Raw genomic sequence first — 25053 nt, forward strand, 5'->3', positions numbered from 1 at the left:
CTCTTGTTCGTTTTAAGCGAACATGAGTTGCAGGGAAACACTCTTTATCAGCCGGTCGACAGCGTCGATATTGAGCCTAACGGCGAATGTGCCCGAACCAACAAGGAGGCTTCAATGACCTTACAACTGACAGGCATTCACCACTTGACTGCCATAACGGCGAACGCTCCGGAGAATCTGCGCTTCTACACCCACACACTGGGATTGCGGCTCGTCAAGAAGACTGTCAACCAGGACGATACAAGCGCTTATCACTTGTTTTATGCCGACGGTGAAGCGACCCCCGGCACCGATCTGACTTTTTTCGACTGGCCGGTTGGCCCGGAGCGCCGCGGCACGCACAGCGTCTCGCGCACCGGTTTGCGCGTTGGCAGCAAGGCCAGCCTCGATTGGTGGAAGGCCCGCTTTATCGAACTTGGCGTGAAATCCGGCGAAGTCATCGAGGTTGGCGGTTATGATTCGCTCGATTTTGAAGACGGCGAAGGACAGCGCTTCCGTCTGATCAATGATGGAGGTGCAGGATCTTCTCATCCGTGGGACAAGAGCCCGGTACCTGCCGAGCATCAGATCCGAGGTCTCGGGCCAATCACGATGAGCGTGCCAGATATAACCAATACTGAGGCGATTCTCCTGCATGTGATGAACATGCGTCAGGTCAAGACCTATCCGTCGCCGGACGGGATTGGCCATGTCCATGTGTTCGCCATGGGCGATGGTGGCCCAGCAGCCGAGCTGCACGTTGCAGTTCAGCCTGATCTGCCGGTCGCCAGGCAGGGTGCAGGCGCAGTGCATCATGTGGCGTTTCGCGCACCGGACGTGCAGCAATTGCATGAATGGACTGAACGTTTAAAAGGCTTCAGGATGCCGTCAAGTGGCGAAGTGGAGCGTTACTACTTCCGTTCGCTCTATTTCCGCGAGCCAAACGGCATACTGTTCGAAATCGCTACGGATGGTCCGGGCTTTACTGTTGACGAGCCGCTGGAAACACTGGGCGAAGGCTTGTCGTTGCCGCCCTTCCTCGAAGGAAAGCGCGCTTCGATCGAAGCGGGGCTCAAGCCGCTCGCATAAAGGATGAAGCAACAGGCCGGATCAATTCCGGCCTGTTTTTCTTAAGAGTTGAGCCATTGTCGGACGACTTCAATGTCATGGGCCCCGGTTTCATGACCGGCAGCTACGACCACTGCGGTGATTTCGGCGCCTGCGAGCCGCAGTTCCTCTTCCAGAGCTGGAGCATGGGCACCAAAGAGATCGTGATCGCCCGTGACAGCGAGTATTCGAGTGCCGGCAAGATCAGCCTCAGGCGTTTCCTCGAGCACTTTCGCTGCCCGTAGCAAAACTGCATTGCGGACAAGACCCGGATGAAGTTGCATCATTGCGGCAAGCAGGTTTGCGCCGTTGGAGTAACCGAGGAAGATCGTATTCGTAAGATCGAGGCCGTAGTTTTCAACTGCGCCGTCGATAAAGCCGGCAAGTGCTTCCGCTTCCGAGCGAATGTCTTTCTGGTCGAAGCTGAGCGGGCCAAAGCGTCGGAACCAGCGCGCGGATCCCTCCTCATTGCTACGGCCACGAAGACCTATCAACGTCGCATTTGGCGCTGCCTTTGCGGCGAGAGGCATGAGGCTGGCCTCATTACCGCCAGTGCCATGGAGCAGGACGAGTGTTTGCCCATCTGGATCATCGGGCGTGTAGACCCGATAAATGAAGGGAAGCTCGCGGTAGATGAAGCGTTCTGCCTTCGGCAAAGCGAATTGCGGCAGGATGACTTCCAGATTTTCCGCTTCCTTGGCAAAATGCGGTGGTATGAACAACGTAGAGCCAAGTGTGTCCCGCGTTTCGTCGATCAGCGTGCCGGGGCCGTCAGTCGCCATCTCGAAGAGCGTTCCACCGGGCTCTCGCACATAGATCGAATGGAAATATTTGCGGTCGTGCATGGCGGTTGCTTCCGCACCGTGCGCGATCAGACGGTCATAGGTTGCGCTTACTTCGGAAAGATCGGCAGCGCGAAATGCAATGTGGTCGATTGTTCCTGTGCCGGGAGCGGAGCTCCAAAAGCCCGTTGCGTCGCGAACGTCGATACAATCGCCGGATGCTGAAACCATCCTTGTGATTGTTTCGGTCTGATCACTGGTGGCGTATGAGAAATAATCCTTGAGGAAGGCCTGGGTCTCCTGGGGATTCTCGGTAAGTATGGTCGCACCCCTGACGCGGCGTATCGCGTCGGCTGCGGGTACTCCGTCGCCAGCCCAATGCTCGCCGGCCGAGACACTTTCAGAGCCAACGAGCTTCACGATAACGCCATCAGGATCGAAAAGGCGCAGCACGGGCTCACCGAATTCCTGTGTGGGACCTGATGCAGAAACGTTGAATTGCAGGGCGCGTGTCAACCAGAAGCCGATGCTTTCCGGTGCAATGGCCAGCGAAATCTCGCTCGGCTGCCCGTAGCCAACGCGGCCGGGAGCGCCGTCTTCCCAGACTAGAAAAGTTATCAGCGATCCTGGCGTCCCTGTCGCATCGCCATACAAAAGATGGAGCTGCGTTGCATCCTCGTAGCCGCCGGTGCGCTTGACGAGACGCAAACCGAGAAAGCCGACATAGAAGTCGACGTTCGCCTGTACCTTGCGCGTGATTAGGGTGATGTGGTGGATACCGCCCGCCATGGATGTCCTCCGGTGCTGATATTTGACTGTTACGGCGAAAGGCGCTGGCGCGCAACGCATTGGTTCAGTGTGGATATCAGCAAACCAAGTGCCATGCGCAAAAAACAACACCCACCGCGGGAGGAGGTGCGGTGGGTGCTATTTGTAAAGACCGGCTGGGAGGAGGAGTGCCAGTCTTTAGACATCCGAGGCTTGGGAGGAGGATTGCCCCGGACGTAATGTGTATTTGATTACTGAGCCGAAGCGGCCTTCTTGGCAACGAAGGCGATATCGCCACGAGAGATGCCGAGGTCGTTCAGTTCACGTGCTGACAGGCGGCTGAGTTCCGTGACGGTGTCACGATAGCGGCGCCAGTTGTTGTAAGAGCGGATCAGATTCATTTCACTCACCTTGTAACTTCTTGTTTGTTGGATCTTTTTCGATCGGTGAGCTGGATATAGTGAACGGTCTGCGAAACTTGCAGTGACACTTTTGCATAGCTGCTTTGCAACGAAATCAGAGGTCAATCAGGCGAAAATCTGGGCTTTCAAATTGCCGCCACAATCAAGCCTGCGCCTTTGCCTTCACCGCTTTGGAGGGTGAGCGGCGCTGCCTGTGCGTCGCCCCGAATTCGTTGAGCCTCCTGTCGGCTTTTTTGGCGGCGGCTTCGCACTGCCTGCGGAACTTCTCCACTTCTTCTTCGGTCAAGTGTTCGATGCCGATAAACGCGTTCTTCGCCTCGGTGACTCGAACGAGCTCGTCGAGCTTTGCCTGAATTGCAATACCGTCCCGATTCTGCGTGTTCTGGATCAGAAAAACCATCAGGAAGGTAATGATTGTTGTACCGGTGTTTATGATCAGTTGCCAGGTATCAGAGAAACCGAAAATGGGACCGGTCACGCCCCACATGATGACTGTCAGACAGCAAATGATGAATGCGATGGGTTTGCCCGCTGCAAAGGCAACCTCATTGGCAACGCGCGTAAACAATTTGCCGAACATTTGTTGGGCTCCGCTTGTGACCGGCGTCGAATGCCAGCTATCGGTAAAAGCGGAATCGGCAAAAATGTTCCACAAGGGGCATTGAGCCCTGTTGGATGCTATCGATAGCCCGTAGCGTCGGCTGGTTTTCCTGCTTCCTGCACTTCTGGCAGATAGCGCCAGGCATCGGGTCGGGAACCATCCAGATCGGTAAAGCCATAAACCTGGGCCAGTCCGCCGCTGGACAATGATTGTCCGTTCCAACGTGCCAGGTCAGGATCAGCTGCGAGCGCGACAACCGCGCGACCAACGAACCGCGGCGTCTCGGAGATCACGAAATGCGGAATCCGCTTCGTTGCATCGATCCAATTCTCCTCGGTAACGCCAAATGCCTCCAACATCATTTCCGAACGCAACCACCCGGGCGTCAGGGCGACCGATGTCGCTCCATGCGGCGCGAGGTCCTTGGCATGAGCCCAGGCCATGCGTGTCGCGGCCACCTTCACGAGATCATAGAAGGGTGAGAGGCGGTAGTGATCGGAATTGTATGCGGCAGTACCGTCGGTAACCTCAATATGGAGGCCACCCGGGCGCTCGATCAGCAGCGGGAGCGCATGATGCGCGGTGATCAAATGGGTGTTGATGCCAAGGCTCAGCAAGCGCAAACCATTCTGCAGGTTATGTTCCCAGACTGGCTTGTTCCATTCGAAGAGCTTTTCGCCGCCCCAAATGTCGTTGACTAAGATGTCCAGACGGCCTTGATCCTTACGGATATCCTCAATCAGCTCCTGTACATCCTCGGCGATGAGGTGATCGACCTCAATGGCGATCCCTTTGCCGCCCGCTGCCGTAACCAATTCAGCGGTTTCCTCTATGGTTTCGGGACGTGCGTACTCGGATTGATGGGTGCGGGTCGTGCGTCCGGTCACGTAGACGGTTGCTCCGGCGGCGCCTAGTTCGACGGCAATGCCACGGCCGGCGCCGCGTGTTGCCCCGGCGACCAAAGCGACTTTTCCTTGTAGTGTCATCGGACCTCCCAAACTGATAATCTTCCCGTTAAAGGTCTAGCATCGGCACCGGAATTATATATAAATGATTATTCGGTTATAAATGGATGTCAAGATGACTCGGCCAAAAACGCTATCCGACGAGCACGTTCTCAAGATTGCGCACCAACTGATGCACGAGCATGGGCCGGAAGCGCTCACGTTTGCGCGGCTGGCCAAGGCGTGTGGCCTGTCCCCAGCGACGCTGGTACAACGTTTCGAGAGTAAGGCGCGGCTCAAGCAAAGTACCTTGCATTATGCTTGGGATCGACTGGATGAAAAGACTGCACAGGTCGCGGACAATACTCCAAAATCCGTCGATGGCGCGATCGAATTCCTTATGGCGCTCTCGCGCGATTATGGAGGGATCGAGTCCTATGCGGACGGCCTTCTCGTCTTGCGTGAAGATCTCAGGGACCCCACGCTTCGGGCGCGGGGGGTAATCTGGAAAGCAAAATTATCCAATGTGCTCGAGTCTTGCTTCGAAGGGGTGCTGAATGCACCAGCGGGCGTTGGCCTGTTGATGGCCTCGCAATGGCAGGGCTCGCTGCTGTGGTGGAGTTTCGATCCGCAGGGCGAACTGGAAAGTTTTGTCGAGACCAGCCTGAAACGGTTCGTATCTGTTGTCGTTACCTCAACGGCCTGATCTCGCTGAGAACGCGGCTTCTACCCCTGTTGCAGCACCTCATTCTGGGGAGTAGCTTTCCTTGGAGGAGGAACGGCGATGGAAAACAACCCCTGGGCAGTCTTCGCAAACGACACGACTTTGGAAACGGTGATCCTTATCCGCGATATCGGCGTGTCTGACCAAAACGTCGTCATCGATCTCTACGCGCGCGACAGAAATCAGGCTGACTTTCGGCGCAATGTCAAGAAGACGCTTAGAGCCGTCAAGCTGGCGATTGATGACGTGATCGACAGCATCGATGATGGGAAATCCCTTCGCGTGCAGGTAAGCAGCGATCAGGAAGGGAACGGCCTTTACAAGGTTACCGGTACCGAACGGCCGTTAGGATTTGAACGATCCAGGTGAAGCTAGCCCCGGTGGGTGGCTATTCCCCGTCGAACAAGAGGAAGCCTGAATCCTCGTCATCGTCAGTCCAGATTGCGAAACTTGTGACATCGATGCCTTCTAAAAGATTCCCGAACGCCTGACCGAACTACACTGACAGGATTTGTACGATTCGAGAGCTACACAGCGTTGTGGCGTCCACGTCATCTCTTGCGGGCCACGATGTAGGGACGGTTGTCGTTGCCCTTGGTTGCGTGGTTCTCAATGGCAAGAATGTCGAAGCCTGCGGCACATATGTGCTGGCTCAGCTCTGCTACCCGGAAAACGCCGGCATAGGGCGCCTTGCCGATTGCGCGCATCGCGGGCAGCAAGACAAGGTGGATGAGTGGATTCATATCCCCGACGCAGGGTGTCTTGGAAATGAACAAGCCCTCAGGAGCGAGTAAGACATGGATGCGGCGCAGCGTGCCGGGCAGGTCACGGACCAGATGAAGGTAGTTGAATCCCAAAACTGCGTTAAACGGCCCTGCCTCAGGCATAAGCGCCTCTGCGGTCATGGTCCGGAAGGCAAGCGCCGGGACAGGAGCGGCGGCGCGCTTCTCTTCGGCAATTGCGATCATTCCAGCGGAAATATCCGTCGCAAAATAGCTTTGCACATCGCCTGCAAGACGGAGCGCCGTTGTTCCTGTTCCGCAGCCGAGTTCCAGCACGCGGTCGTCTGGTCCCAACTGGGCACGGGTCCGGTCCAGCGTGCGCTCATATCCAACCTGATCCGCAATTGCAGCCGTGGCATACTTCCGTGAAGTCCGGTCCCAGAAATGGGCGTCGCTTGCTGTGCTCATGGTGGGGTGGTCCCTTACTAGGCGACGAGGATTCGTGCGGTTGCTGCAAAACACGCTTTGAGTGCCTTCGGCGTGCCCGCAAGCTCGTCGCAAACGCTAGGATACCAGGACAAGCAAAGATCGCTCACACGTGAACTACTCGGGATAAGACTCGACACCCTCCGGCGGCGCCTTGTGGTACAGGATAAACGCCAGGGGGTTGCCGGGCTCGGACGTTACATCGCTGCGCAGGCCCGCCACCTCTCCAGCCACGCTGCTGGTGTACTCCGCAACCACCTCGCCGAAGCTGTTGCGCTGGATGGATATCTTCTGTCCGGCCTCGACCTTGTCGTTGAGCTTGACCAGATGCTCGACGAACCCGCCCTCCGTTGCCAGAATCGGAAATGCGCTGTTGCCGACAAAAACACCCGCGTCCTTGCCAGTGCGCCCCATTGGTCCGGCAAGGATGCGATGATGCTTGAGAACGTTCATCGTGCCTTCCACGAACAGGGCGATCATTTCGAGGTCCAGGACGCGCGCAGCGCCGACCTCCGGGCAAAACGACGGAATGCCCGCGTCGATAAACGCATTATGCAGGACGCCGGGATATGTGTGATTGTCGAAAATCTGCCGGACGGGATAAAGATCCACGATTGCCTTGATCTCGGGCACATCCATGCTGGCAATATTGAATGCGGAGACCTCGAAACCGGTTGTCCCGGTGTGGAAATCGATCGCGACGTCGGCGTTGGGCCGGAGAAGCCGGTTGAACAGCAACCCGGCGTGCCGGCTGGTTGGGGTGGCACCGTTCTCGTTTCCGGGCCACACCCGATTCATGTCGACGAGATCGGGGCCCCTGCCCGAATTGGGCCATCTGCGCTGCATGGCTTCGATGGCCGGGCCAGACACGTCCGTGACCGCCATCACCGTGCCGGACATCTGCGCCGGGTCGAGTTGGTTCATCACGGTCTGGACCGTATGCACTGAACTCATCTCGTCGCCATGCACGCCGCTGACCAGAACGACGCGCTTGCCCGGCTTTGCCCCCTTGGCGACGATCACAGACGCATACCGCTGCTGGCCCGTGGGCATCTGAACACCCTGAAAATACAGGAAGTGCTTCTTGCCGGGCTCGAGGTCGTTGACTTCGAGCGCGCTGACGACCTTTTTCCCCTGGACTACATCACCGGTATAGACGGTTGCCTGCGGCGCAGCCGGCGCCGCTGCGTCTTGGGCATTCGCGGCGCCAGCGTTGACGGCAAGGGCGGCCGACACGCCGACCGTGGCAATGGATGCGATTATGAAATCGCGGCGATCGAGGCCTTCTTTAAGATTGTCCGACATGATGGAGGTCCTTTGTGATTTGAAAAGCTAGGATGGAACACAATCATGTCGGGGCTTGCGGTCAGCAGATCTATGTCACGTTGTCCCAATGGATCCTCGTTTATGAGTACACGCCGCCCTGACATGATTGGAAACTGTTGCCGGGTTATTCATCATCCAGCTCGTGCCGGTAGATTATACGGAGTCCTGCTCTGTCGACAGAATCCCTCGATCAGCCAGTGAGCGCTCTCGACGCCACAAAATAAATAGCTGGGGCGAAATATTATTTGAATCGATCTCCTCCTCCATCACCATACTCGTTCCAACCACTTCTCAAACCAAACCCTACTATCCTGGTAATCTCCAGGACAGCCATAACCTTTGTTTCCTGCCCAGGATTTCGGTAGTCGATCCCTTCGCGCTTAAATCATTGCATGCAACAAGTAAGTCCATGCAATGATTGACGTAACAATGAAAAGCTCGGCACGAAAAGACAAGCCAGTGGAATTGAATATATGGACAGCGGAAATCATGGCTTCTCGAGCCTTGATAAGAAGTTCGTCACCTCTTGCGCTCAATGCCGTTTCGGGATCGATGTCAGCAAGCGGTCGAATTGTGAGGCAACAGAAATTGCTACTGGATGGCGCAGCTACTACGAACAAGGCCAGGCAAGTCAAAATATGTGACTCACGAAATTTCCAAACACTTTCCAACAGGCCCGCGTGAGCGCTTCGAGTGGACGCGATAGTTAAATTATTGACTGAGAAGGGAAATGGCGCGCCCGAAAGGATTCGAACCTCTGACCCCCAGATTCGTAGTCTGGTGCTCTATCCAGCTGAGCTACGGGCGCGTGCCACAGTTGCGCGTTAGTCTGCGCAGCGCGGTTCGTAATGGGTTGAGAACTGAATTGCAAGCTGCTTCGGCAAAAAACCGTAACTATTTTCTGCTGGATCGTCGAGCAGTGAATTATTCGGTGGCTTAGCTGATTGGAGCGGCGCATTGTGAGCCGCGCGGGTGCCATTCGAAATGAAAAGGCCCGGACTGTGCCGGGCCTTGCTGCCAATTCTATGCTAAAGATTGCGCCCGATGGCGAGATATTTCTCGCGCCGGTCCTGTCGCAGGGTGTCGCCATCCATGTTGCCCATGGATTTGAGAGCAACATTGATGATGTTGCCCGTCGCTTCGATTGCAGCTTCCTTGCCGCGGTGCGCGCCGCCGACAGGCTCGGGAATGATGCCGTCGATGATCTTCAACTCATAAAGATCCTGCGCAGTGATGCGCATCGATGTGGCCGCATCCTTGGCGCGGGTCGAATCGTGCCAGAGAATGGAGGCAGCTCCTTCAGGAGAAATCACCGAATAGATTGAATGCTCAAGCATATAGACGCGGTTGGCTGTCGCAATGGCGATGGCTCCGCCCGAACCGCCTTCGCCTATGATGACTGAGACGATCGGAACCTTCAGATTGAGGCACGCGGCTGTCGAACGGGCGATGGCTTCGGCCTGACCGCGTTCTTCCGCCGCGATCCCCGGAAAAGCACCAGCCGTATCGACCAGCGTCAGAACCGGCAGCTTGAAGCGGTCGGCAAGCTCCATGACCCGCACCGCCTTGCGGTAGCCTTCGGGCATGGCCATACCGAAATTGTGCTTGAGGCGTGTTTTGGTATCACTGCCCTTCTCCTGCCCGATAACGGCAACGGCCTGGCCGTTGAAACGGGCAAGACCGGCCTGAACAGCATCATCGTCGGCATAGTTGCGATCACCGGCAAGCGGCGTGAAATCGGTGAACAGCTTGGAAATATAATCCACGCAATGCGGACGATCCGGATGGCGGGCGATCTGTGCCTTCTGCCAAGGTGTGAGCTTGCGATAAAGGTCGCGCAGCGCCTCGGCAGACCGCTTCTCCAACCGCACGATTTCGTCGTTCGTATCGAGAGCGTCGCCTTCTTCCGCGAGTTTTTTCAGCTCGAGGATCTTGCCATCGAGATCGGCAACCGGTTTTTCAAAATCAAGGTAGTTGTACATGGACGACGTGTCTGCCTGCAAAACGGTGGATTTTTCATGGTCTAACTGGCTGTTGCCGACGCGCATGTCAAGGAAGCAAGCTTTGGATGGCACTTGGCGGCGTCAGTTATAGGTGGAATTCCGGCGAAGGTGTGGTGTTACTTGGCTTGACTCGGTCGTTTGGCTGCTTTTGGCCGCGTCGGAACCTTGGCTGTTCTTGATCGCTTGCGCGGTTTGGCACGCTGCCAGCCAATCCATCGGCCCGCCCCCTCATAATTGTGAAATCCGACCGCTGCTGCAGCAAGGCCGCGCCGCAGCACTTCGAGGTCAAGTCCCGGCATATGCTCGAGGAGGACAGGTGGCAGAGAATCGATGTCCAGCCATTCGACATCAAAGTAGATATTTTCCGGTCCGGTCTCGCCTTTCACGGTGAAGAACCATTGGCTCTCCATGTAATCGCCGAACCAAGGATCCGGGAACATGGCCGGTGAGAAGGCAAAGCCGAATGCAGTGATTTCGTCCCAGCGCCAACTCTGACGCCATCCCATTGTCCGTATCAGGTGGCTAGAGCGGGTGAATCCGTCTTCGTCAAAGTGGATTGCTTCGCCGTCAGGCTCGACGGGCGGCGGTTCAGGTCCAACAAACATTTTTTTCAACAGCTGCCACATGGACGTTCCACCGGTTCAATGGCTCACGCCATTGGTGGACAGGAGAGCCCCTAGTCTGCCAGAGGATGATGCTCCGTGACAAGCCGATGCAGGCGTTCCTCCATCACATGAGTGTATATCTGGGTCGTCGAGATGTCGGAATGCCCGAGCAATTGCTGGACGGCGCGCAAGTCAGCGCCATTCTGCAGCAGGTGGCTGGCAAAGGCATGACGCAAGACGTGCGGCGAAATTGCCGATGTCTTGAGCCCGGCTCGCGCTGCCAGTCCCTTTAATTCCCGGGCGAATACCTGCCGCGCCAGAAACCCGCTCTCGGATATGGCAGGAAACAGCCACAGACTGTCCGAAAGGTGCGGCGTCGCATCACGCGCCGCCAGATATTTGGACATCGCTTCGCGCGCCTTTCCGGAAAGCGGAACCATGCGGTCTTTGGAGCCCTTGCCACGGACCATCAGGAAACGATTGTCCGACCGTGCAACCGTGACCGGAAGGCTGACGAGCTCCGAGACGCGCAACCCGGTCGCATACAGGATTTCAAGAAGTGCATGCAGCCGAACGGCGTGAAAATGTGCCGTGCTGGTTGCTTTCGCATCGCCTGTTTCTTCCTCGGCGCGACGAAGCAGCCGTTCAACATCCGCCTCGCTGAGAATTTTTGGCAGTGAACGGTCTTTCCTCGGCGTGTCCAGCGTGCTGGTGGGATCGTCTGTGCGGATATTCTCCGTATACAGAAAGCGAAAGAACTGACGCAGGGCGGAGAGGCGCCGGGCTTGCGACGTCGCCGCAAACCCGCGTCCGGCGATGTCGTCGAGATAGGCGCGGATCGTTGCTGGATCCGCCTGGGTCAGTTGCAGGCCGGTGGCGGTGCTGAACGCGGCAGCGTCTTCCAGATCGCGCCGATAAGATTCCAGCGTATTTTGCGCTGCACCCCGTTCCGCGCTCATCATTTCGAGAAAGGTCTCTATGGCTGTTGCGGTACGCATCGTTCAGTTGGGGCTGCCAGGCTTTGGGTTGAGCTTCTCTGCGGGTATGCGAATGGTCATTTCCGTCTGTGTGGGATGCACGAATGTCACCAGCGCAATCATGCCGGCGTAAACGAGCCCTGCGAGGACTGCGAGGATGATGATCAATCGGGTAAGCGTAGGCATTTTCTGTTCGAATCGTCTTTGTCGGCTTCAGTTTGGTTCCATAATCCTGCAACTGAAACCCTTATGATTTGATGAAGCTCGCAGGAGGGCATCTAAAGCTATAGTTTGCTTGACGACAGCACGGTTTTCCTGTCGAAACGCAGTCATGAACACCGTTGAAGACATTCCTGGGGCATCCCAGATACCGGAGATAGCAAAATCCATTCGCGAGCGCCTTGGACATAAGTCAATCGTGCTTGTCGGATTGATGGGCGCGGGCAAGTCCACGGTCGGCAAAAAGCTGGCCACGCTGATTGAATTGCCATTCTTCGACGCGGATCACGAGATCGAAAAAGTCTCGACCATGACGATCCCGGAACTCTTTGAAGCCTACGGTGAGGCGGAATTTCGCGATCTCGAGCGGCGGGTGATCGCGCGGATGCTGGAAGACGGGCCAATTGTGCTGGCGACCGGTGGCGGAGCATATATGAACGATCAAACCCGCCGGACGATTGCTTCTGAAGGGGTTTCGCTCTGGCTGAAAGCGGAGCTCGACGTTCTGATGGGACGTGTCGTTCGCAAGCAGAACAGACCGCTTTTGAAGAACGACAATCCGCGGGGTGTGATGGAGCGCCTAATGACAGAGCGCCATCCTGTCTATGCGCTTGCCGACCTCACCATAAACTCCCGCGAAGAAAAGAAGGAAGTCATCGCCTTCGAAGCGATGCAGGCTATTGCCCATCATCTGGATGGCATCGCCGTGACCAATGAGGAAACCGGTTCATGACCGACATGACAGCCCCGAAAGCGATAACCACTGTTCCTGTCAAGCTCGGTGACCGTTCCTATGACATCCTGATCGGAGCAGGTTTGATCGACCAGGCCGGGCGCGAGATCGCCAGCCGTGCCAAGTCTGTCCGGGTGGCTATCGTCACCGACGAAACGGTCGCTCGCTTGCATCTTGATCGCCTTAGCCAAAGCCTCAGCGATGCAGGTATCGACTCTACGCCGATCATTGTGGCACCCGGCGAGAAATCAAAGGGATTTGCGACGCTGGAAATTGTGACCAATGCGATTTTGTCGGCCAGGTTGGAGCGCGGCGATGTCGTCATCGCGTTCGGCGGTGGAGTCATTGGAGACCTCGCAGGGTTCGCTGCAGGGATCGCGCGCCGCGGCATGGGATTCATCCAGATGCCGACATCTCTGCTCGCACAGGTCGATTCATCCGTCGGTGGAAAGACCGGGATCAACACGGCGCACGGTAAAAACCTCGTGGGCGTGTTCTATCAACCGCAACTGGTGCTGGCCGATACACAAGTGCTTGATACGCTTTCGCCGCGCGAATTTCGCGCTGGCTATGCCGAGGTCGCCAAATATGGCCTGATCGACCGGCCGGATTTCTTTTCGTGGCTGGAGAAAAACTGGCAAGGCATCTTCGACGGAGGACGGGAGCGGACCGAAGCGATCGCGATTTCATGCCAGGCCAAAGCGGACGTTGTCGCCAGAGATGAGCGGGAGACGGGAGACCGCGCACTTCTCAATCTCGGCCATACATTTGGCCATGCTTTGGAGACCGCCACAAACTATGACTCGGCGCGGCTCGTCCACGGTGAGGGCGTTGCCATCGGCATGGTCCTTGCCCACCAATTTTCCGCCAAGATGAATTTGGCGAGCCCCGACGATGCGAAGCGTGTCGAAGCGCATCTGCGCAGTGTTGGACTTCCTGTATCGATCGCCGATATTCCGGGCGATTTGCCATCGGCGTCAACGCTGATGGGCTATATTGCTCAGGACAAGAAGGTGGCGCGCGGGGCGCTGACCTTTATCCTGACGCGCGGGATCGGTCAGTCCTTTATCGCAAAAGATGTGCCGCCATCCGCCGTATTGAGCTTCTTGCAGGAGAGACATCCAAAATGAGTGCCGAAATCTGGATCTTTTGCGGAATCATATTCGTTCTGATCCTGATGTCTGCTCTGTTTTCGGGATCTGAAACTGCCTTGACCGCTGTGTCACGTGCCCGGATGCACCGCCTCTCCAAGCGCGGGGACGATCGGGCGGCCGTGGTCGAAACACTGATTGAAAAACGTGACCGGCTTATCAGCGTGATGCTGATAGGCAACAACCTCATCAACATTCTGGCGTCATCCCTGACGACCAGCATGCTGCTGGCCCTCTTCGGCCAGGCAGGCGTTGCGTATGCAACTGCGATTATGACGGTGTTGCTCGTCATTTTTGCAGAAGTCCTGCCCAAATCGTGGGCTATCTCCAGTCCGGATCGCAACGCACTCGCGCTTGTCCGGTTCGCCCAGATAGCAGTCTTTCTGTTCGGAAACCTATCCGACCTCGTCAATTGGATTGTGCGAAAGATCTTGGCGATTTTTGGCATTAATCTGGCTGCCGGAGCATCCATGCTGTCGGCGCAGGAGGAGCTACGCGGCGCGGTTGATCTGCTGCACAAGGAAGGGTCAGTTGTTAAGCGCGACCGGGACCAGATCGGCGGGTTGCTCGATCTCCGGGAGCTTGAGGTTTATGACGTCATGATCCACCGGACCGATATGGATTCGGTTAACGCGGATGATCCGATCGAAACTGTCATTGGCGAGATACTGGCCAGCCATCACACGCGCATCCCGGTATGGAAGGATGCAAACGATAACATTGTCGGCGTGGTGCATGCGAAGGATCTGGTGCGGGCAATCCGGGACGCAGATCGGGATTTCGCCAAGATCAACATCATGAAGGTCGCGACGAAACCCTGGTTCGTACCCGATACCACCACACTTCAGGACCAGCTCAATGCATTCCTGCGGCGCAAGGCACACATTGCAATCGTCGTCGATGAGTATGGCGATGTGCAGGGCCTGATCACGCTGGAAGATATTCTGGAGGAGATCGTCGGCGAGATTGCCGATGAGCACGATATCGACGTGCAGGGCTGTCGTCCGCAGCCCGACGGGTCAGTCCTGGTCGATGGATCGGTGCCCATTCGGGATCTCAATCGCGCACTCGACTGGCATCTGCCGGATGCGGAAGCAACCACAATTGCCGGCCTCGTCATTCACGAAACACAGAGCATCCCGAAGGAGAAGCAGGCTTTCACTTTCCACGGCAAGCGTTTCACGATCCTCCGGCGTGAAAAGAATCGCATTACGCGGCTTCGGATCCGCACCCTTGAGGATGATGACAAGGCAAAGCCCGCCTGATTTTGCTTGGAATGGCTTTTAGCCTCGTGTCGCCTCGCCGGGAGCAGCCGGTTCCAGAGCCAGAGCGTGAACTGGTCCTTTCAATTCTTCCTCCAGCACTTCATTGATGGCGCGATGCCGTGCGACACGCGACATACCGGCAAAGGCCTCCGCGACAATACGCACGCGAAAATGCGTTTCGCCTGACCCGTCAAATGTGCCATGATGATCGCCGTCTGAATGATGGTGACCAGCGTGGAGGTGGCTTTCATTGATGACTGCCAAAGAAACCGGATGAAAAGCCTGCGTCAGTTTGTTTTCGATTGCTGACTGAGTGGACATTTCGTTCTCCTGCGCCCATATGGTAGTTTCACTTGGCAAATCCGTACATGATCACAAATTTACCGCCATTGCAGGCGTTAGGTCGATCCATGGGTAAATGTCAATTCATGCTAAGCTAAGATACTTTGACTCGATGACCTCAAATTCGAAATATTTTGACAGCATCCGCATCCGGCCAAAAAAGGCCGAGGAGGAAAAATCGCGCACACCCGTGTGCCAGTGGGACGGCTGTGACAAGCCTGGCCCGCATCGTGCTCCCGTAGGCCGCATGAAGGAAGGAGAGTTTTTCCACTTCTGCATCGACCATGTGCGTGAATACAACAAAGGCTATAATTATTTCTCTGGTCTGTCCGATGCCGAAGTCGCTCGATATCAGAAAGAGGCGCTTACGGGGGACCGCCCGACCTGGACCATTGCCGGCCTGCCGGGAAGCGGCGCTGGCGCCAGCACCCAGGCAGCATCCTCAGGAGGATCGAAAGCATCGGCCGATTTTTCACGTCTGCGTTCGGGCCGAGCGGCTTATCAGAACAGATTTCGCGATCCCAACAGTGTGTTCAACGAGGCGAGGGTGCATGTTCGCAAGCCCAAACCCTTGGAAGCAAAAGCGCTGGATACGCTTGGACTTGGCGCAAAAGCCAGTGGCGAAGATATCAAGTCGCGTTATAAAGAGCTGGTGAAGCGCCACCATCCCGATGCAAACGGCGGTGACCGGGCTTCCGAGGATCGTTTCCGTGACGTAATCCAGGCCTATCAATTGCTCAAACAGGCAGGTTTCTGCTAACCACGGTTGAGCCGAATTCGGGACCCATGGGGTTTCAAGACTGTGACTATCTTTATGCGTCTGCGCGTGCAGTCGCGCTGGAGGCATGATGAATAAGGTTGATCGCGATATTGCGAATTTGCCCGATACAACGGTTTCAGTTGCAAAGCTTTTTGGTTTTGAATCCGACATGATGGTCCCGGCCTACAAGGCTGGTGATGCTTACGTGCCGGAAATCGATACCGACTACCTGTTCGACAAACAGACGACGCTCGCCATTCTCGCCGGCTTTGCCTACAACCGCCGCGTCATGGTTTCCGGCTATCACGGTACCGGCAAATCAACCCACATCGAGCAGGTAGCCGCGCGCCTCAATTGGCCCTGCGTACGCGTCAATCTCGACAGCCACGTCAGCCGTATCGATCTCGTCGGCAAGGATGCGATCGTCGTCAAGGAAGGCATGCAGATCACGGAGTTCCGTGATGGAATCCTGCCATGGGCCTATCAGCACAACGTCGCTCTGGTATTTGATGAGTACGATGCCGGCCGTCCGGACGTGATGTTTGTGATCCAGCGCGTGCTCGAATCATCCGGCCGACTCACATTGCTCGATCAGAGCCGCGTCATTCGCCCCCACCCAGCTTTCCGTCTGTTTGCCACCGCAAACACCGTGGGCCTCGGCGACACAACCGGCCTTTATCACGGCACGCAGCAGATCAACCAGGCGCAGATGGACCGCTGGTCCATCGTGACGACGCTCAATTATTTGCCGCATGACAATGAGGCGGCGATCGTTGCGGCGAAAGCCAAACACTACCAGAACAAGGAAGGCAAGGAGATCATCTCCAAGATGGTCCGCGTCGCCGACATGACCCGTTCTGCATTCATCAATGGTGACCTGTCGACCGTCATGAGCCCGCGTACGGTTATCACCTGGGCTGAGAATGCCGATATCTTCAAAGATGTCGGTTTTGCCTTCCGCCTGACCTTCCTCAACAAGTGTGATGAACTGGAGCGCCCGATCGTTGCGGAATTCTACCAGCGCGCCTTTGGCAAGGAACTGCCTGAATCAACGGCCAATGTGGTCATAAGCTGAGCATTACCCAAAAATGGCAGGTCCGGGAGACAATTCACGTGCAAATCCGAAAGGCCCGGTTGATTCCGAGCCGTTCAAGCGCGCTGTCACGGCGTGCATGCGTGCGATCGCGGGCGACCATGAGATGGAAGTCGGCTTTGGCAATGACAAGCCGGCGCTGACCGGTCACCGCGCCCGTCTTCCTGATTTGCCCAAGCGTCCATCTGCCAATGATATTGCGATTACCCGCGGCCTTGGCGATTCGATGGCGCTGCGCAAGGCCTGCCATAATGATCGCATCCATGCCACCCTTGCACCGGATGGCAAACAGGCACGAGCAATCTTCGATGCTGTCGAGCAGGCCCGTGTCGAAGCAATCGGCGCACTGCGCATGGACGGTGTGGCGCAGAATCTGACGTCGATGCTTAGCGACAAATATGCGCGCGCGAACTTCCCGGCAATCACCGATAAGGCCGAAGCGCCACTCGAAGAGGCGATTGCACTGCTTGTTCGTGAGAAGCTGACGGGCCGCACTGCGCCTGAATCGGCCGGCAATGTGCTTGATCTGTGGCGCGATTGGATCGAGGAAAAGGCCGCGACCGATCTCGATCACCTCGTTGACAAGATCAATGATCAGAACGCATTCGCCCGTGTTGTGCGCGAAATGCTGGCCTCGATGGAGATGGCCGAGGAGCTTTCCCAGGAAAGCGAGCAGGACGACAGCCAGGACAATGAGGACGCGCCTGAACCCGAAGAGAACAATGAAGGCGGCTCGGAGGAAGATCAGGGCAGCGATTCGTCTGAGAATGACGAGTCCGACGCATCCAGTGACGAAAGCCAGGCCGGTGAGACCGAAGCGACAGACGCCTCGTCCGACGATATGGACGATGATTCGGATGCCGATGCCGAAGTCCCGGGTGAGGCCCGCCGGCCAAATCCGCCTTTCTCGAATCTGGGCAGCGAGAGCGGATACAAAATCTTCACCCAGGAGTTCGACGAGACGACGGATGCGGAAGAGCTCTGCGACGAAGCGGAACTTGAGCGCCTGCGCGCGTTCCTCGACAAGCAGCTCGCCAATCTTTCCGGCGTGGTCGGGCGTCTGGCAAACAGGTTGCAGCGCCGGCTGATGGCCCAACAGAACCGCTCGTGGGATTTCGATCTGGAAGAAGGTTACCTCGATTCCGCGCGGCTCGTTCGCATCGTGATCGACCCGACGCAGCCGCTTTCCTACAAACAGGAACGCGACACGGATTTCCGCGATACGGTTGTAACGCTCCTTATTGATAATTCCGGCTCGATGCGCGGGCGTCCGATCACCGTTGCCGCCACGTGCGCGGATATTCTGGCGCGAACGCTGGAACGGTGCGGCGTGAAGGTTGAAATTCTCGGCTTCACCACAAAGGCGTGGAAGGGAGGCCAAGCGCGCGAAGCGTGGCTTGAGCGCGGCAAGCCAACCAACCCGGGCCGCCTCAACGATCTGCGCCACATTGTTTACAAGCGCGCGGATGCCCCGTGGCGCCGTTCGCGGCGCAATCTCGGCTTGATGATGCGCGAGGGTCTCCTGAAAGAGAACATTGACGGTGAGGCGCTGATCTGGGCGCATCAGCGCCTGCTTGGCCGACCTGAACAGCGCCGCATCCTGATGATGATTTCGGATGGCGCGCCCGTCGACGATTCCACGCTTTCGGTCAATCCTGGGAACTATCTTGAAAGGCACTTACGCGCGGTGATCGAAGAGATCGAAACCCGCTCGCCGGTCGAACTGATCGCGATTGGCATTGGCCACGATGTGACACGCTATTATCGCCGCGCCGTTACGATCGTCGATGCCGAGGAGCTTGCCGGTGCCATGACCGAGCAACTGGCCTCGCTTTTCGAAGAGCAGGAGCGCGGATCTCCGGCAAAATTTGCACGGATGCGATAGTATGGGCTGGATCGCGCGGCTTTTTCGGCGCGCTCCGCTGTTTTTAACCGTTCCGTTGCTTCTTGTTGCACCGTCCTCGGCAGAGGAGGGCGGTGTTGCTCGGGTTGTTGTCACCTCGCGGACCATTTCGAGTTTCCGCATTGGGTCATCGGAAACCCGCTTCGGGACGCTGGAGTTTGTCGGCGGTCTTGAAATGACCTCCACCAATCCTGAATTCAGCGGACTTTCCGCGTTCCGCTATCTGGATCGTGGACAAGCATTTCTCGGCATTACCGATACCGGCCTCTGGTATGCCGGCAAAATGGTTCGCGATTCGCGGGGCAGACCCGCTTCGATCGATGAGTTCCGAATGGCGCCAATCCAGAGCGAAGAGGGCATGCCGGTCGAGGGGAAGTGGAACTCCGACGCGGAGGGCATGAGCGTATCCGGCCAGATCGTCACAATGTCATTCGAACGCGTCCATCGCATTGCCGAGTTTGCGCTGGACCCCAACAACTTTGTATCGAAGCCGAAATATCTGCCCTTGCCGATACCGAAGAATGAGCTTCGCAACAATCGCGGCATCGAAACGATCGCTTATGCTCCGGCCTCCAGTCCGCTTCAGGGGGCACGCGTTGCGGTGACCGAGAAGAGCATCAACGAGGCGGGCGACGTATTCGCAGCTGTGCTCGAGGGGCCGCGAGAGGGCATCTTCTACGTCAAGCGGCTCGATGATTTCGATATCAGCGATGGGGACTTCCTGCCTGATGGGGATCTGCTGTTGCTGGAGCGACGGTTCAGCATGTCCAGCGGCGTGACTTTGCGCATTCGCCGCATTGCAGCAGACACGATCACGCCCGGCGCAACGGTTGATGGCCTGATCATCCTGGGCGCGGATATGCGCGATCAGATTGACAACATGGAAGGATTGGATGTCTGGCAGGCGGAGGACGGGAGCACCCGTCTCTCAATGGTGTCGGACGACAATCATTCGATCGTCCAGAGAAATCTTTATCTGGAATTCCGGCTGGCCGAATAGATGGCTGGCGCAAAGATGGCGAGTATTGCTCCGTAAGGCACCAGCATCACGATCGCCATGACCAACTTGACCATCAGGTCGCCGAAGCCGAGTGACATCCACAATGGAATCTCGCTGCCGAAGAACGGAACAAGCATGGCGAGCGATGAGTCCGCCTGGCCAGTTGCAGCATCGATCCATGCGAACTGTGCAGCAAAGGCGATCGAAAAAAACAGCAGCGTATCGAGCAGCGAACCGAAAATGGCGGAGGCGAACGGCGCCTTCCACCAGGTCAACTGCCGCAACTTGTTGAACACAGTGATGTCAAGAAGCTGGGCTGTCAGAAAGGCGGTGCCCGACGCAATCGCAATGCGCGGGGTTGCCAGCCAGACCGACAGGATCACCGCGATCGTGAACCCGACATAGACGACCTTGCGCGCAAAGGCCGGACCGTAGGTGCGGTTGGCGAGATCATTGACGAGGAAGGCGATGGGGTAAGTGAAGGCGCCGTAGGTAAGTATCTCGCCCAATCCGAAGTGACCGAAAGGATACTGCACCAGGATATTGGATGCAGCAACGACCGCGCACATGGCGAGGACAGGGAGAATGAAGTCTGACGGGGAGTAGGCGCTTTTGAGCGACATTTTTTTATCCTGGGTAATGGAACCAGCAGCCGGTTGAATCAAAAACAAGGCCAGCAGAAGCTGGCCTCATTTAATCACAATATAACGCGACTGCTAATTAAGCAGCAACCGGCGCCTCAAGGAGCTTCTTGGCAATCTGGCGCTTCAGGAGGCGAGCGCGCTGCGACAGCTCCTTCTCGTCAGCCTTAACCAGGAACGCGTCCAGACCACCGCGATGCTCGACGCTGCGCAGGGCATGAGCCGAAACGCGCAGGCGGAAGCTCTGACCGAGAGCTTCAGAGATCAGCGTAACGTGGCAGAGGTTCGGCAAAAAGCGGCGGCGCGTTCTGTTGTTCGCGTGGCTCACATTGTTACCGTACTGTACCGATTTAGCGGTCAATTCACATGTGCGGGACATTGGGTCTCACCTTCAAATTTCATTACCTATAGCCCGAATGTTTCTTGTTACCATCGCACGTCGCCGTGCAGCGGCGCGCTTATCGGACAGGCGGCCTATTGGGAAGTCGCGTTTCTATAGTGATATGAGCTGCGCGCGTCAAGTGCGCTTCTACGAAGTTTGGCATGGGTTTTGCGTAATCACTCCAGCATTCCTATGTTAATCACAACTTTGCCTGCTTTGTGCAGTCGAAAATTAACAGCAGGGACGCACTGGACGGGAATGATTAAAATGAAGGCGAGAGCCAGTCGAACATCCTTGGCGATGTCGTTTGCGATACCTCTTCTGATGGCGGCGCTGCCCGCTCAGGCGGCGCAATCCTATCAGACTGATTATCGGATTTCGCTGTATGGCCTGTCGATCGCCAAGGCGAGTTTTTCAACGAAGGTAACCGATGGCTCATATCGGGTAACCGGCACACTTGCGAGTTCCGGACTTGCCAGCCTGTTTGACGACACCGATGGCAAGCTTGACGTGAGCGGTCAGTTCGCCAACAGCGGGCCAGTTCCGAATTCCTACGTGGTCAAATACAGGCATGGCAATCGCAACAAGAGTACGTCCATTACCTTTGCCAATGGCAATGTGACCAATACAACCAACGTTCCGCCCATTAGAAAGAAGAAGAACTGGGTCGAACTCTCGACCGCCGATCTTCTGTCTGTTGCCGATCCCATCTCTGGCGTGATGGTGTCCGCAGACAGCCCGGATCACGTCTGCGGAAAGACGCTGCATCTCTATGACGGACAGACGAGGGTCGACCTGAAACTTTCACCCTCCGGCAAGGCGCAACCCTTCGCCACCAAAGGATTCAAAGGTAACGCGATCACCTGCTCCGCCAAATTTGTCCCGATTGCCGGTTACCAATCCGGGCGAAAAGCCATCGAATATCTGAAAAATTCGAGCCAGATCAGTCTCACCTTTGCATCGCTTGGCGACTCCGCTATCTATTCGCCTGTGCTGGCAAAGGTCGGCACGCAGATCGGTACGGTGACTGTCTACGCGACCCGTTTCGAAAAAGTACAATAGGCGGCCCATACCTGCTTGCGGGGCGGCGGCTTTCGAACCGGGGACAGTGGCGTGGCTACATTTGTCGGGTTTCTTGCGATCATCATGTGGGCGATGCTCGCGCTTTTCACCGATGTTTCGGGGAAGGTTCCGCCATTTCAGTTGACAGCCATGACGTTCGCAATTGGCGCGAGCCTCGGGCTGGTCTCGTGGCTTTGGCGGCCGGGCGCTGCGCGGCATTTGCGCCAGCCGGCGAGGGTCTGGTTGCTCGGTGTTGTCGGGCTTTTTGGCTACCATTTTCTTTATTTTACCGCGCTGCGTAACGCTCCAGCCGTCGATGCCAGCCTGATCGCCTATCTCTGGCCGCTGTTCATCGTCGTCGGCTCGGCACTGATGCCCGGCGAACATCTTCGCTGGTTCCATATTGTGGGGACACTGCTCGGGCTATCTGGAACAGTGCTGATCATCACCAAGAGCGGCGGCGTCGGCTTCGATTCCCAGTACTCCTTCGGCTATGCGATGGCTGGGCTCTGCGCGATAAGCTGGGCCGCTTACTCGCTTCTGTCGCGGCGTTTTGCCCATGTGCCCACTGATGCGGTCACGGGCTTTTGTGCTGTGACTTCAATCCTTTCGCTGATTTCGCACTTGTTGCTGGAGCAAACGGTCTGGCCGGAAGGCATCATCCAGTGGCTCGCGGTCCTGGGGCTGGGACTCTTTCCAGTCGGTGCGGCCTTCTATGTCTGGGACTATGGTGTCAAGCACGGCAATATTCAGGTTTTAGGCGCTTCAAGCTATGCAGCCCCACTGTTGTCGACGCTTGTGCTGATCATCGCCGGTGTCACCGAGCCGACGGCACGGGTAATGCTTGCCTGCCTGCTGATCACGCTCGGCGCGGTTCTCGCCGCCAAGGACATGCTGCTGAAGCGTCGTTAGGGCTCCCACCCCGGCTGAGCCAGTTCAAACTGGGCAAAATCAAAGCCCGGCGCGACCGTACAACCCACGAGCGTCCAGTCGCCGAGCGTCGTCGCAGTCTGCCATTGTCCCGCTGGCACAATGGCTTGCGGGCGCTCTCCGGCCGCAAGATCAAGGCCGAGCTTGTGCGTTTCGCGTGGCGAGCTTTCAGAAGCGATGGTCAGAAGCAGGGGTGCACCGCCGTACCAATGCCAGACTTCAGCGGCATCCTTTACGCGGTGCCAGGCTGATACTTCACCCCTTTCCAGAAGGAAATAGATGGCTGTTGAATGGCCGCGCCCGCCTTCTGGCCAATCGCTTTGGTTATCGCGGAACGTCTGGATATAGGAACCGCCTTCGGGATGGGGCTCAAGGCCAAGGTGCCGCCGGATTTCGTCTGCGGTCAGCGTCATCAGAAGTTGTCCTTGCGTTTGCGGATTTCGGCGAACACCGCCTCATCGCTGGCCTTTTCCATATTGAGGTTCTTGCGGATCGAGGGATCGTGCCAGCGAAGGAAAGGGTTTGTCGCCATCTCGCGCAGGAGCGTTGTCGGCAGGGTCGGGAGGCCAGCCTCGCGCAGCGCCGTTATCTCGCGGGCGCGTTCCTTGAGCGCTGAATTTTCCGGATCGATCGTCAAGGCAAACCGGGCGTTGCTCTCGCTATATTCGTGGCCGCAGTAGATTTCAGTATCCCCCGGCAGGGCAAGGAGCCGTTGCAGCGATCTGAACATCATCACTGGTGTTCCCTCAAAGATACGGCCACATCCCAGCGAAAACAGAGTATCGCCGGTAAAGGCGACCTTTGCCGCGGGAATATGGAACGATATTTCTCCAGCGGTGTGACCCGGGGTCGAAATGACATCCACGCTGAAATTGCCGAACTGAAACCGTTCGCCATGGCTAACAGCACGATCAATCCCCGGTATCTGTGACCGCTCGTCCTGAGGGCCGATGATCTGAACGCCGAAACGCTTCTTCAGTGCAATATTGGCCTCAATGTGATCGCCGTGGTGATGAGTCGTGAAGATATGCGTCAGGTTCCAACCGCGCCGCTTGAGCGCTGCGAGAATCGGTTGTTCTTCCGGAGCATCGATGGATGCGGTCAAATTGGCTTCGGGATCGTGGATCAACACGCCGAAATTGTCGGTTCGGGCGGTAAATTGTTCGATTTGAAGATTGGACATGGTCATTCTCTTTATGCTTGCGAATGTCAGGATAGTCCGCCTTATGGCAGGCGCAACCCGGTTCCAGCCATTTCTTGATGTTCCTGTTTGTCATGTTACCTTGCGGCATGCATCTCGACATCATCGATCTTCGTACCTTCTACGCTTCCACTCTTGGTCATCTGACCGAGCGCACAATTACCATGGCGTTGTCGCCGATATGGCCGAAGCTGCCGGGCGAGCGTCTGGTGGGCCTTGGCTATGCCGTTCCCTATCTCGACCGGTTTCGCGGCGATACCGAACGGACCTTCGCATTCATGCCGGCCGGGCAGGGTGCTGTCAGTTGGCCGCCGGCGGAACCATCTGCTACAGCGTTGATTTTCGAAGAAGATTTGCCTTTGCCGGACTCGGCCGTCGACAGGGTGCTCATGGTTCATGCGCTGGAACACGCAGAAGATCCGCGCGAAACGTTGAAGGAAATGTGGCGGGTGCTTGCTCCCAACGGCCGGCTGGTCATCGTCGTGCCCAACCGCCGGGGACTTTGGGCACGCTTCGAACACACACCGTTCGGCAGCGGCCGACCCTATAGCCGGGGGCAGCTAACGAGACTGCTGCGCGAAGCCAACTTCACCCCCGGCCCTTGGGGCGAAGCGCTGTTCTTCCCGCCATCCTCGCGACGCTGGATGATGCGCCCCTCCGGTCTGTTCGAACGGATGGGCCGCCGCTTCTGGCCGATGTTCTCGGGGGTGCTGATCGTCGAGGCGCAGAAACGGATCTACCAGGGCTTGCCGGTGGCCAAGCGCTCGTCACGGCGTGTGTTTGTGCCGGTGCTCTCGCCGCAAGGTACGGCGAGCGCTAGTTCGCGTTAGCACAACCAAATTTCTAGCCTTGGTTGAAATTCCTGCACCAGAATCGAGGATTATTGTCCGGGATTCACGGATGTTCGTACGGAATCCGGATGGTT

Annotated in this window: 29 protein-coding genes and 1 tRNA gene; 13 read left to right on the forward strand and 17 right to left on the reverse strand. The window is 56.9% G+C overall.

Annotated features, from left to right (window positions below):
* Positions 1 to 114 precede the first annotated feature (114 nt).
* Positions 115 to 1068, forward strand: a complete 954-nt coding sequence (locus CU102_RS10090) for a ring-cleaving dioxygenase (protein ID WP_106711067.1) — start codon at positions 115 to 117, stop codon at positions 1066 to 1068.
* 41 nt (positions 1069 to 1109) lie between these two features.
* Here the strand turns inward: CU102_RS10090 and CU102_RS10095 are convergent, their stop codons facing one another.
* The 4 genes from CU102_RS10095 to CU102_RS10110 all read right to left on the reverse strand — a co-directional run bounded on the left by CU102_RS10095 (position 1110) and on the right by CU102_RS10110 (position 4645).
* Positions 1110 to 2657: a VOC family protein gene (locus CU102_RS10095; protein ID WP_106710963.1), complete on the reverse strand. Its 1548-nt coding sequence runs from the start codon at positions 2655 to 2657 to the stop codon at positions 1110 to 1112.
* A 230-nt stretch (positions 2658 to 2887) separates the two neighbouring features.
* Positions 2888 to 3037 (reverse strand): DUF1127 domain-containing protein, encoded by a 150-nt coding sequence (locus CU102_RS10100; RefSeq protein ID WP_106710964.1) that lies wholly within the window; start codon positions 3035 to 3037, stop codon positions 2888 to 2890.
* Positions 3038 to 3200: 163 nt separating this feature from the next.
* Positions 3201 to 3638 (reverse strand): low affinity iron permease family protein, encoded by a 438-nt coding sequence (locus CU102_RS10105; protein ID WP_106710965.1) that lies wholly within the window; start codon positions 3636 to 3638, stop codon positions 3201 to 3203.
* A 98-nt stretch (positions 3639 to 3736) separates the two neighbouring features.
* Positions 3737 to 4645, reverse strand: a complete 909-nt coding sequence (locus tag CU102_RS10110) for an SDR family oxidoreductase (RefSeq protein ID WP_106710966.1) — start codon at positions 4643 to 4645, stop codon at positions 3737 to 3739.
* 94 nt (positions 4646 to 4739) lie between these two features.
* Here CU102_RS10110 and CU102_RS10115 point away from each other — a divergent pair, with 94 nt between their 5' ends.
* Positions 4740 to 5309, forward strand: coding sequence for a TetR/AcrR family transcriptional regulator (locus tag CU102_RS10115; protein WP_106711068.1), 570 nt, complete (start codon positions 4740 to 4742; stop codon positions 5307 to 5309).
* Positions 5310 to 5387: 78 nt separating this feature from the next.
* Positions 5388 to 5696 carry a hypothetical protein gene (locus tag CU102_RS10120; RefSeq protein WP_106710967.1) on the forward strand — a complete coding sequence of 103 codons (309 nt, stop codon included), beginning with the start codon at positions 5388 to 5390 and terminating at the stop codon, positions 5694 to 5696.
* A 182-nt stretch (positions 5697 to 5878) separates the two neighbouring features.
* Here CU102_RS10120 and CU102_RS10125 read toward each other — a convergent pair whose 3' ends face one another.
* The 8 genes from CU102_RS10125 to CU102_RS10160 all read right to left on the reverse strand — a co-directional run bounded on the left by CU102_RS10125 (position 5879) and on the right by CU102_RS10160 (position 11632).
* Positions 5879 to 6517: a class I SAM-dependent methyltransferase gene (locus CU102_RS10125; protein WP_106710968.1), complete on the reverse strand. Its 639-nt coding sequence runs from the start codon at positions 6515 to 6517 to the stop codon at positions 5879 to 5881.
* 135 nt (positions 6518 to 6652) lie between these two features.
* Positions 6653 to 7840 (reverse strand): M14 family metallopeptidase, encoded by a 1188-nt coding sequence (locus tag CU102_RS10130; RefSeq protein WP_106710969.1) that lies wholly within the window; start codon positions 7838 to 7840, stop codon positions 6653 to 6655.
* A 401-nt stretch (positions 7841 to 8241) separates the two neighbouring features.
* Complete coding sequence (locus tag CU102_RS30985; protein WP_342588754.1) at positions 8242 to 8352, reverse strand: DUF3644 domain-containing protein; 111 nt, start codon at positions 8350 to 8352, stop codon at positions 8242 to 8244.
* Between the two features lie 240 nt (positions 8353 to 8592).
* Positions 8593 to 8669 (reverse strand) — tRNA-Arg (locus tag CU102_RS10140).
* 220 nt (positions 8670 to 8889) lie between these two features.
* Positions 8890 to 9843, reverse strand: coding sequence for an acetyl-CoA carboxylase carboxyltransferase subunit alpha (locus CU102_RS10145; RefSeq protein WP_106710970.1), 954 nt, complete (start codon positions 9841 to 9843; stop codon positions 8890 to 8892).
* A 137-nt stretch (positions 9844 to 9980) separates the two neighbouring features.
* Positions 9981 to 10478, reverse strand: coding sequence for a hypothetical protein (locus CU102_RS10150; protein WP_208113860.1), 498 nt, complete (start codon positions 10476 to 10478; stop codon positions 9981 to 9983).
* Positions 10479 to 10540: 62 nt separating this feature from the next.
* Positions 10541 to 11467 (reverse strand): site-specific tyrosine recombinase XerD, encoded by a 927-nt coding sequence (gene xerD, locus CU102_RS10155; protein ID WP_106710971.1) that lies wholly within the window; start codon positions 11465 to 11467, stop codon positions 10541 to 10543.
* Between the two features lie 3 nt (positions 11468 to 11470).
* A complete protein-coding gene (locus CU102_RS10160) occupies positions 11471 to 11632 on the reverse strand; it encodes a histidine kinase (RefSeq protein WP_106710972.1) in 162 nt (53 codons plus the stop codon).
* 145 nt (positions 11633 to 11777) lie between these two features.
* Between CU102_RS10160 and CU102_RS10165 the strand changes: the two genes are divergently transcribed.
* Genes CU102_RS10165 through CU102_RS10175 form a run of 3 tightly spaced genes read left to right on the forward strand, consistent with a single transcriptional unit; the run spans position 11778 to position 14814 of the window.
* Positions 11778 to 12398 carry a shikimate kinase gene (locus CU102_RS10165; protein ID WP_106710973.1) on the forward strand — a complete coding sequence of 207 codons (621 nt, stop codon included), beginning with the start codon at positions 11778 to 11780 and terminating at the stop codon, positions 12396 to 12398.
* Positions 12395 to 13528, forward strand: coding sequence for a 3-dehydroquinate synthase (gene aroB / locus CU102_RS10170; RefSeq protein ID WP_425351538.1), 1134 nt, complete (start codon positions 12395 to 12397; stop codon positions 13526 to 13528). The genes CU102_RS10165 and aroB overlap by 4 nt, the downstream gene beginning before the upstream one ends.
* On the forward strand, positions 13525 to 14814 hold the full coding sequence (locus CU102_RS10175; RefSeq protein ID WP_106710974.1) for an HlyC/CorC family transporter: 1290 nt from the start codon (positions 13525 to 13527) through the stop codon (positions 14812 to 14814). Before aroB ends, CU102_RS10175 begins: the two co-directional genes overlap by 4 nt.
* A gap of 18 nt (positions 14815 to 14832) precedes the next feature.
* On the opposite strand, the gene CU102_RS10180 is transcribed toward CU102_RS10175, so the two are convergent.
* Positions 14833 to 15135: a BolA family protein gene (locus tag CU102_RS10180; protein WP_106710975.1), complete on the reverse strand. Its 303-nt coding sequence runs from the start codon at positions 15133 to 15135 to the stop codon at positions 14833 to 14835.
* Between the two features lie 133 nt (positions 15136 to 15268).
* Here CU102_RS10180 and CU102_RS10185 point away from each other — a divergent pair, with 133 nt between their 5' ends.
* The 4 genes from CU102_RS10185 to CU102_RS10200 all read left to right on the forward strand — a co-directional run bounded on the left by CU102_RS10185 (position 15269) and on the right by CU102_RS10200 (position 19912).
* Positions 15269 to 15916: a J domain-containing protein gene (locus CU102_RS10185; RefSeq protein ID WP_106710976.1), complete on the forward strand. Its 648-nt coding sequence runs from the start codon at positions 15269 to 15271 to the stop codon at positions 15914 to 15916.
* Between the two features lie 88 nt (positions 15917 to 16004).
* The gene (gene cobS, locus CU102_RS10190; protein WP_106711070.1) at positions 16005 to 16991 is read left to right on the forward strand and encodes a cobaltochelatase subunit CobS; all 987 of its coding nucleotides are present in this window, start codon (positions 16005 to 16007) and stop codon (positions 16989 to 16991) included.
* Positions 16992 to 17004: 13 nt separating this feature from the next.
* Positions 17005 to 18894, forward strand: coding sequence for a cobaltochelatase subunit CobT (gene cobT, locus CU102_RS10195; RefSeq protein WP_106710977.1), 1890 nt, complete (start codon positions 17005 to 17007; stop codon positions 18892 to 18894).
* Position 18895: 1 nt separating this feature from the next.
* Positions 18896 to 19912: an esterase-like activity of phytase family protein gene (locus CU102_RS10200; protein ID WP_106710978.1), complete on the forward strand. Its 1017-nt coding sequence runs from the start codon at positions 18896 to 18898 to the stop codon at positions 19910 to 19912.
* Here CU102_RS10200 and CU102_RS10205 read toward each other — a convergent pair.
* Both CU102_RS10205 and rpmB read right to left on the reverse strand, forming a co-directional pair.
* Entirely contained in the window at positions 19885 to 20535 is a 651-nt protein-coding gene (locus tag CU102_RS10205) for a VUT family protein (protein WP_106710979.1), read from the reverse strand. The genes CU102_RS10200 and CU102_RS10205 overlap by 28 nt on opposite strands.
* Positions 20536 to 20632: 97 nt before the next feature.
* Positions 20633 to 20932: a 50S ribosomal protein L28 gene (rpmB, locus tag CU102_RS10210; protein WP_099997886.1), complete on the reverse strand. Its 300-nt coding sequence runs from the start codon at positions 20930 to 20932 to the stop codon at positions 20633 to 20635.
* 270 nt (positions 20933 to 21202) lie between these two features.
* Here rpmB and CU102_RS10215 point away from each other — a divergent pair, with 270 nt between their 5' ends.
* Both CU102_RS10215 and yddG read left to right on the forward strand, forming a co-directional pair.
* Positions 21203 to 21997, forward strand: coding sequence for a DUF3108 domain-containing protein (locus CU102_RS10215; protein ID WP_245425280.1), 795 nt, complete (start codon positions 21203 to 21205; stop codon positions 21995 to 21997).
* A 51-nt stretch (positions 21998 to 22048) separates the two neighbouring features.
* Positions 22049 to 22909, forward strand: a complete 861-nt coding sequence (gene yddG, locus CU102_RS10220) for an aromatic amino acid exporter YddG (RefSeq protein WP_106710981.1) — start codon at positions 22049 to 22051, stop codon at positions 22907 to 22909.
* Here the strand turns inward: yddG and CU102_RS10225 are convergent.
* Positions 22906 to 23340 (reverse strand): cupin domain-containing protein, encoded by a 435-nt coding sequence (locus CU102_RS10225; protein ID WP_106710982.1) that lies wholly within the window; start codon positions 23338 to 23340, stop codon positions 22906 to 22908. The two genes, yddG and CU102_RS10225, sit on opposite strands and share 4 nt — an antisense overlap.
* Positions 23340 to 24110: a hydroxyacylglutathione hydrolase gene (gloB, locus tag CU102_RS10230; RefSeq protein ID WP_106711071.1), complete on the reverse strand. Its 771-nt coding sequence runs from the start codon at positions 24108 to 24110 to the stop codon at positions 23340 to 23342. The genes CU102_RS10225 and gloB overlap by 1 nt, the downstream gene beginning before the upstream one ends.
* A gap of 107 nt (positions 24111 to 24217) precedes the next feature.
* On the opposite strand from gloB, the gene CU102_RS10235 reads away from it, so the two are divergent.
* Complete coding sequence (locus CU102_RS10235; protein ID WP_106711072.1) at positions 24218 to 24958, forward strand: class I SAM-dependent methyltransferase; 741 nt, start codon at positions 24218 to 24220, stop codon at positions 24956 to 24958.
* The last annotated feature ends 95 nt before the right edge of the window (positions 24959 to 25053 follow it).

Origin of the sequence: Phyllobacterium brassicacearum (assembly GCF_003010955.1) — a bacterium.
In the GTDB taxonomy this organism is placed as follows: Bacteria; Pseudomonadota; Alphaproteobacteria; order Rhizobiales; family Rhizobiaceae; genus Phyllobacterium; species Phyllobacterium brassicacearum.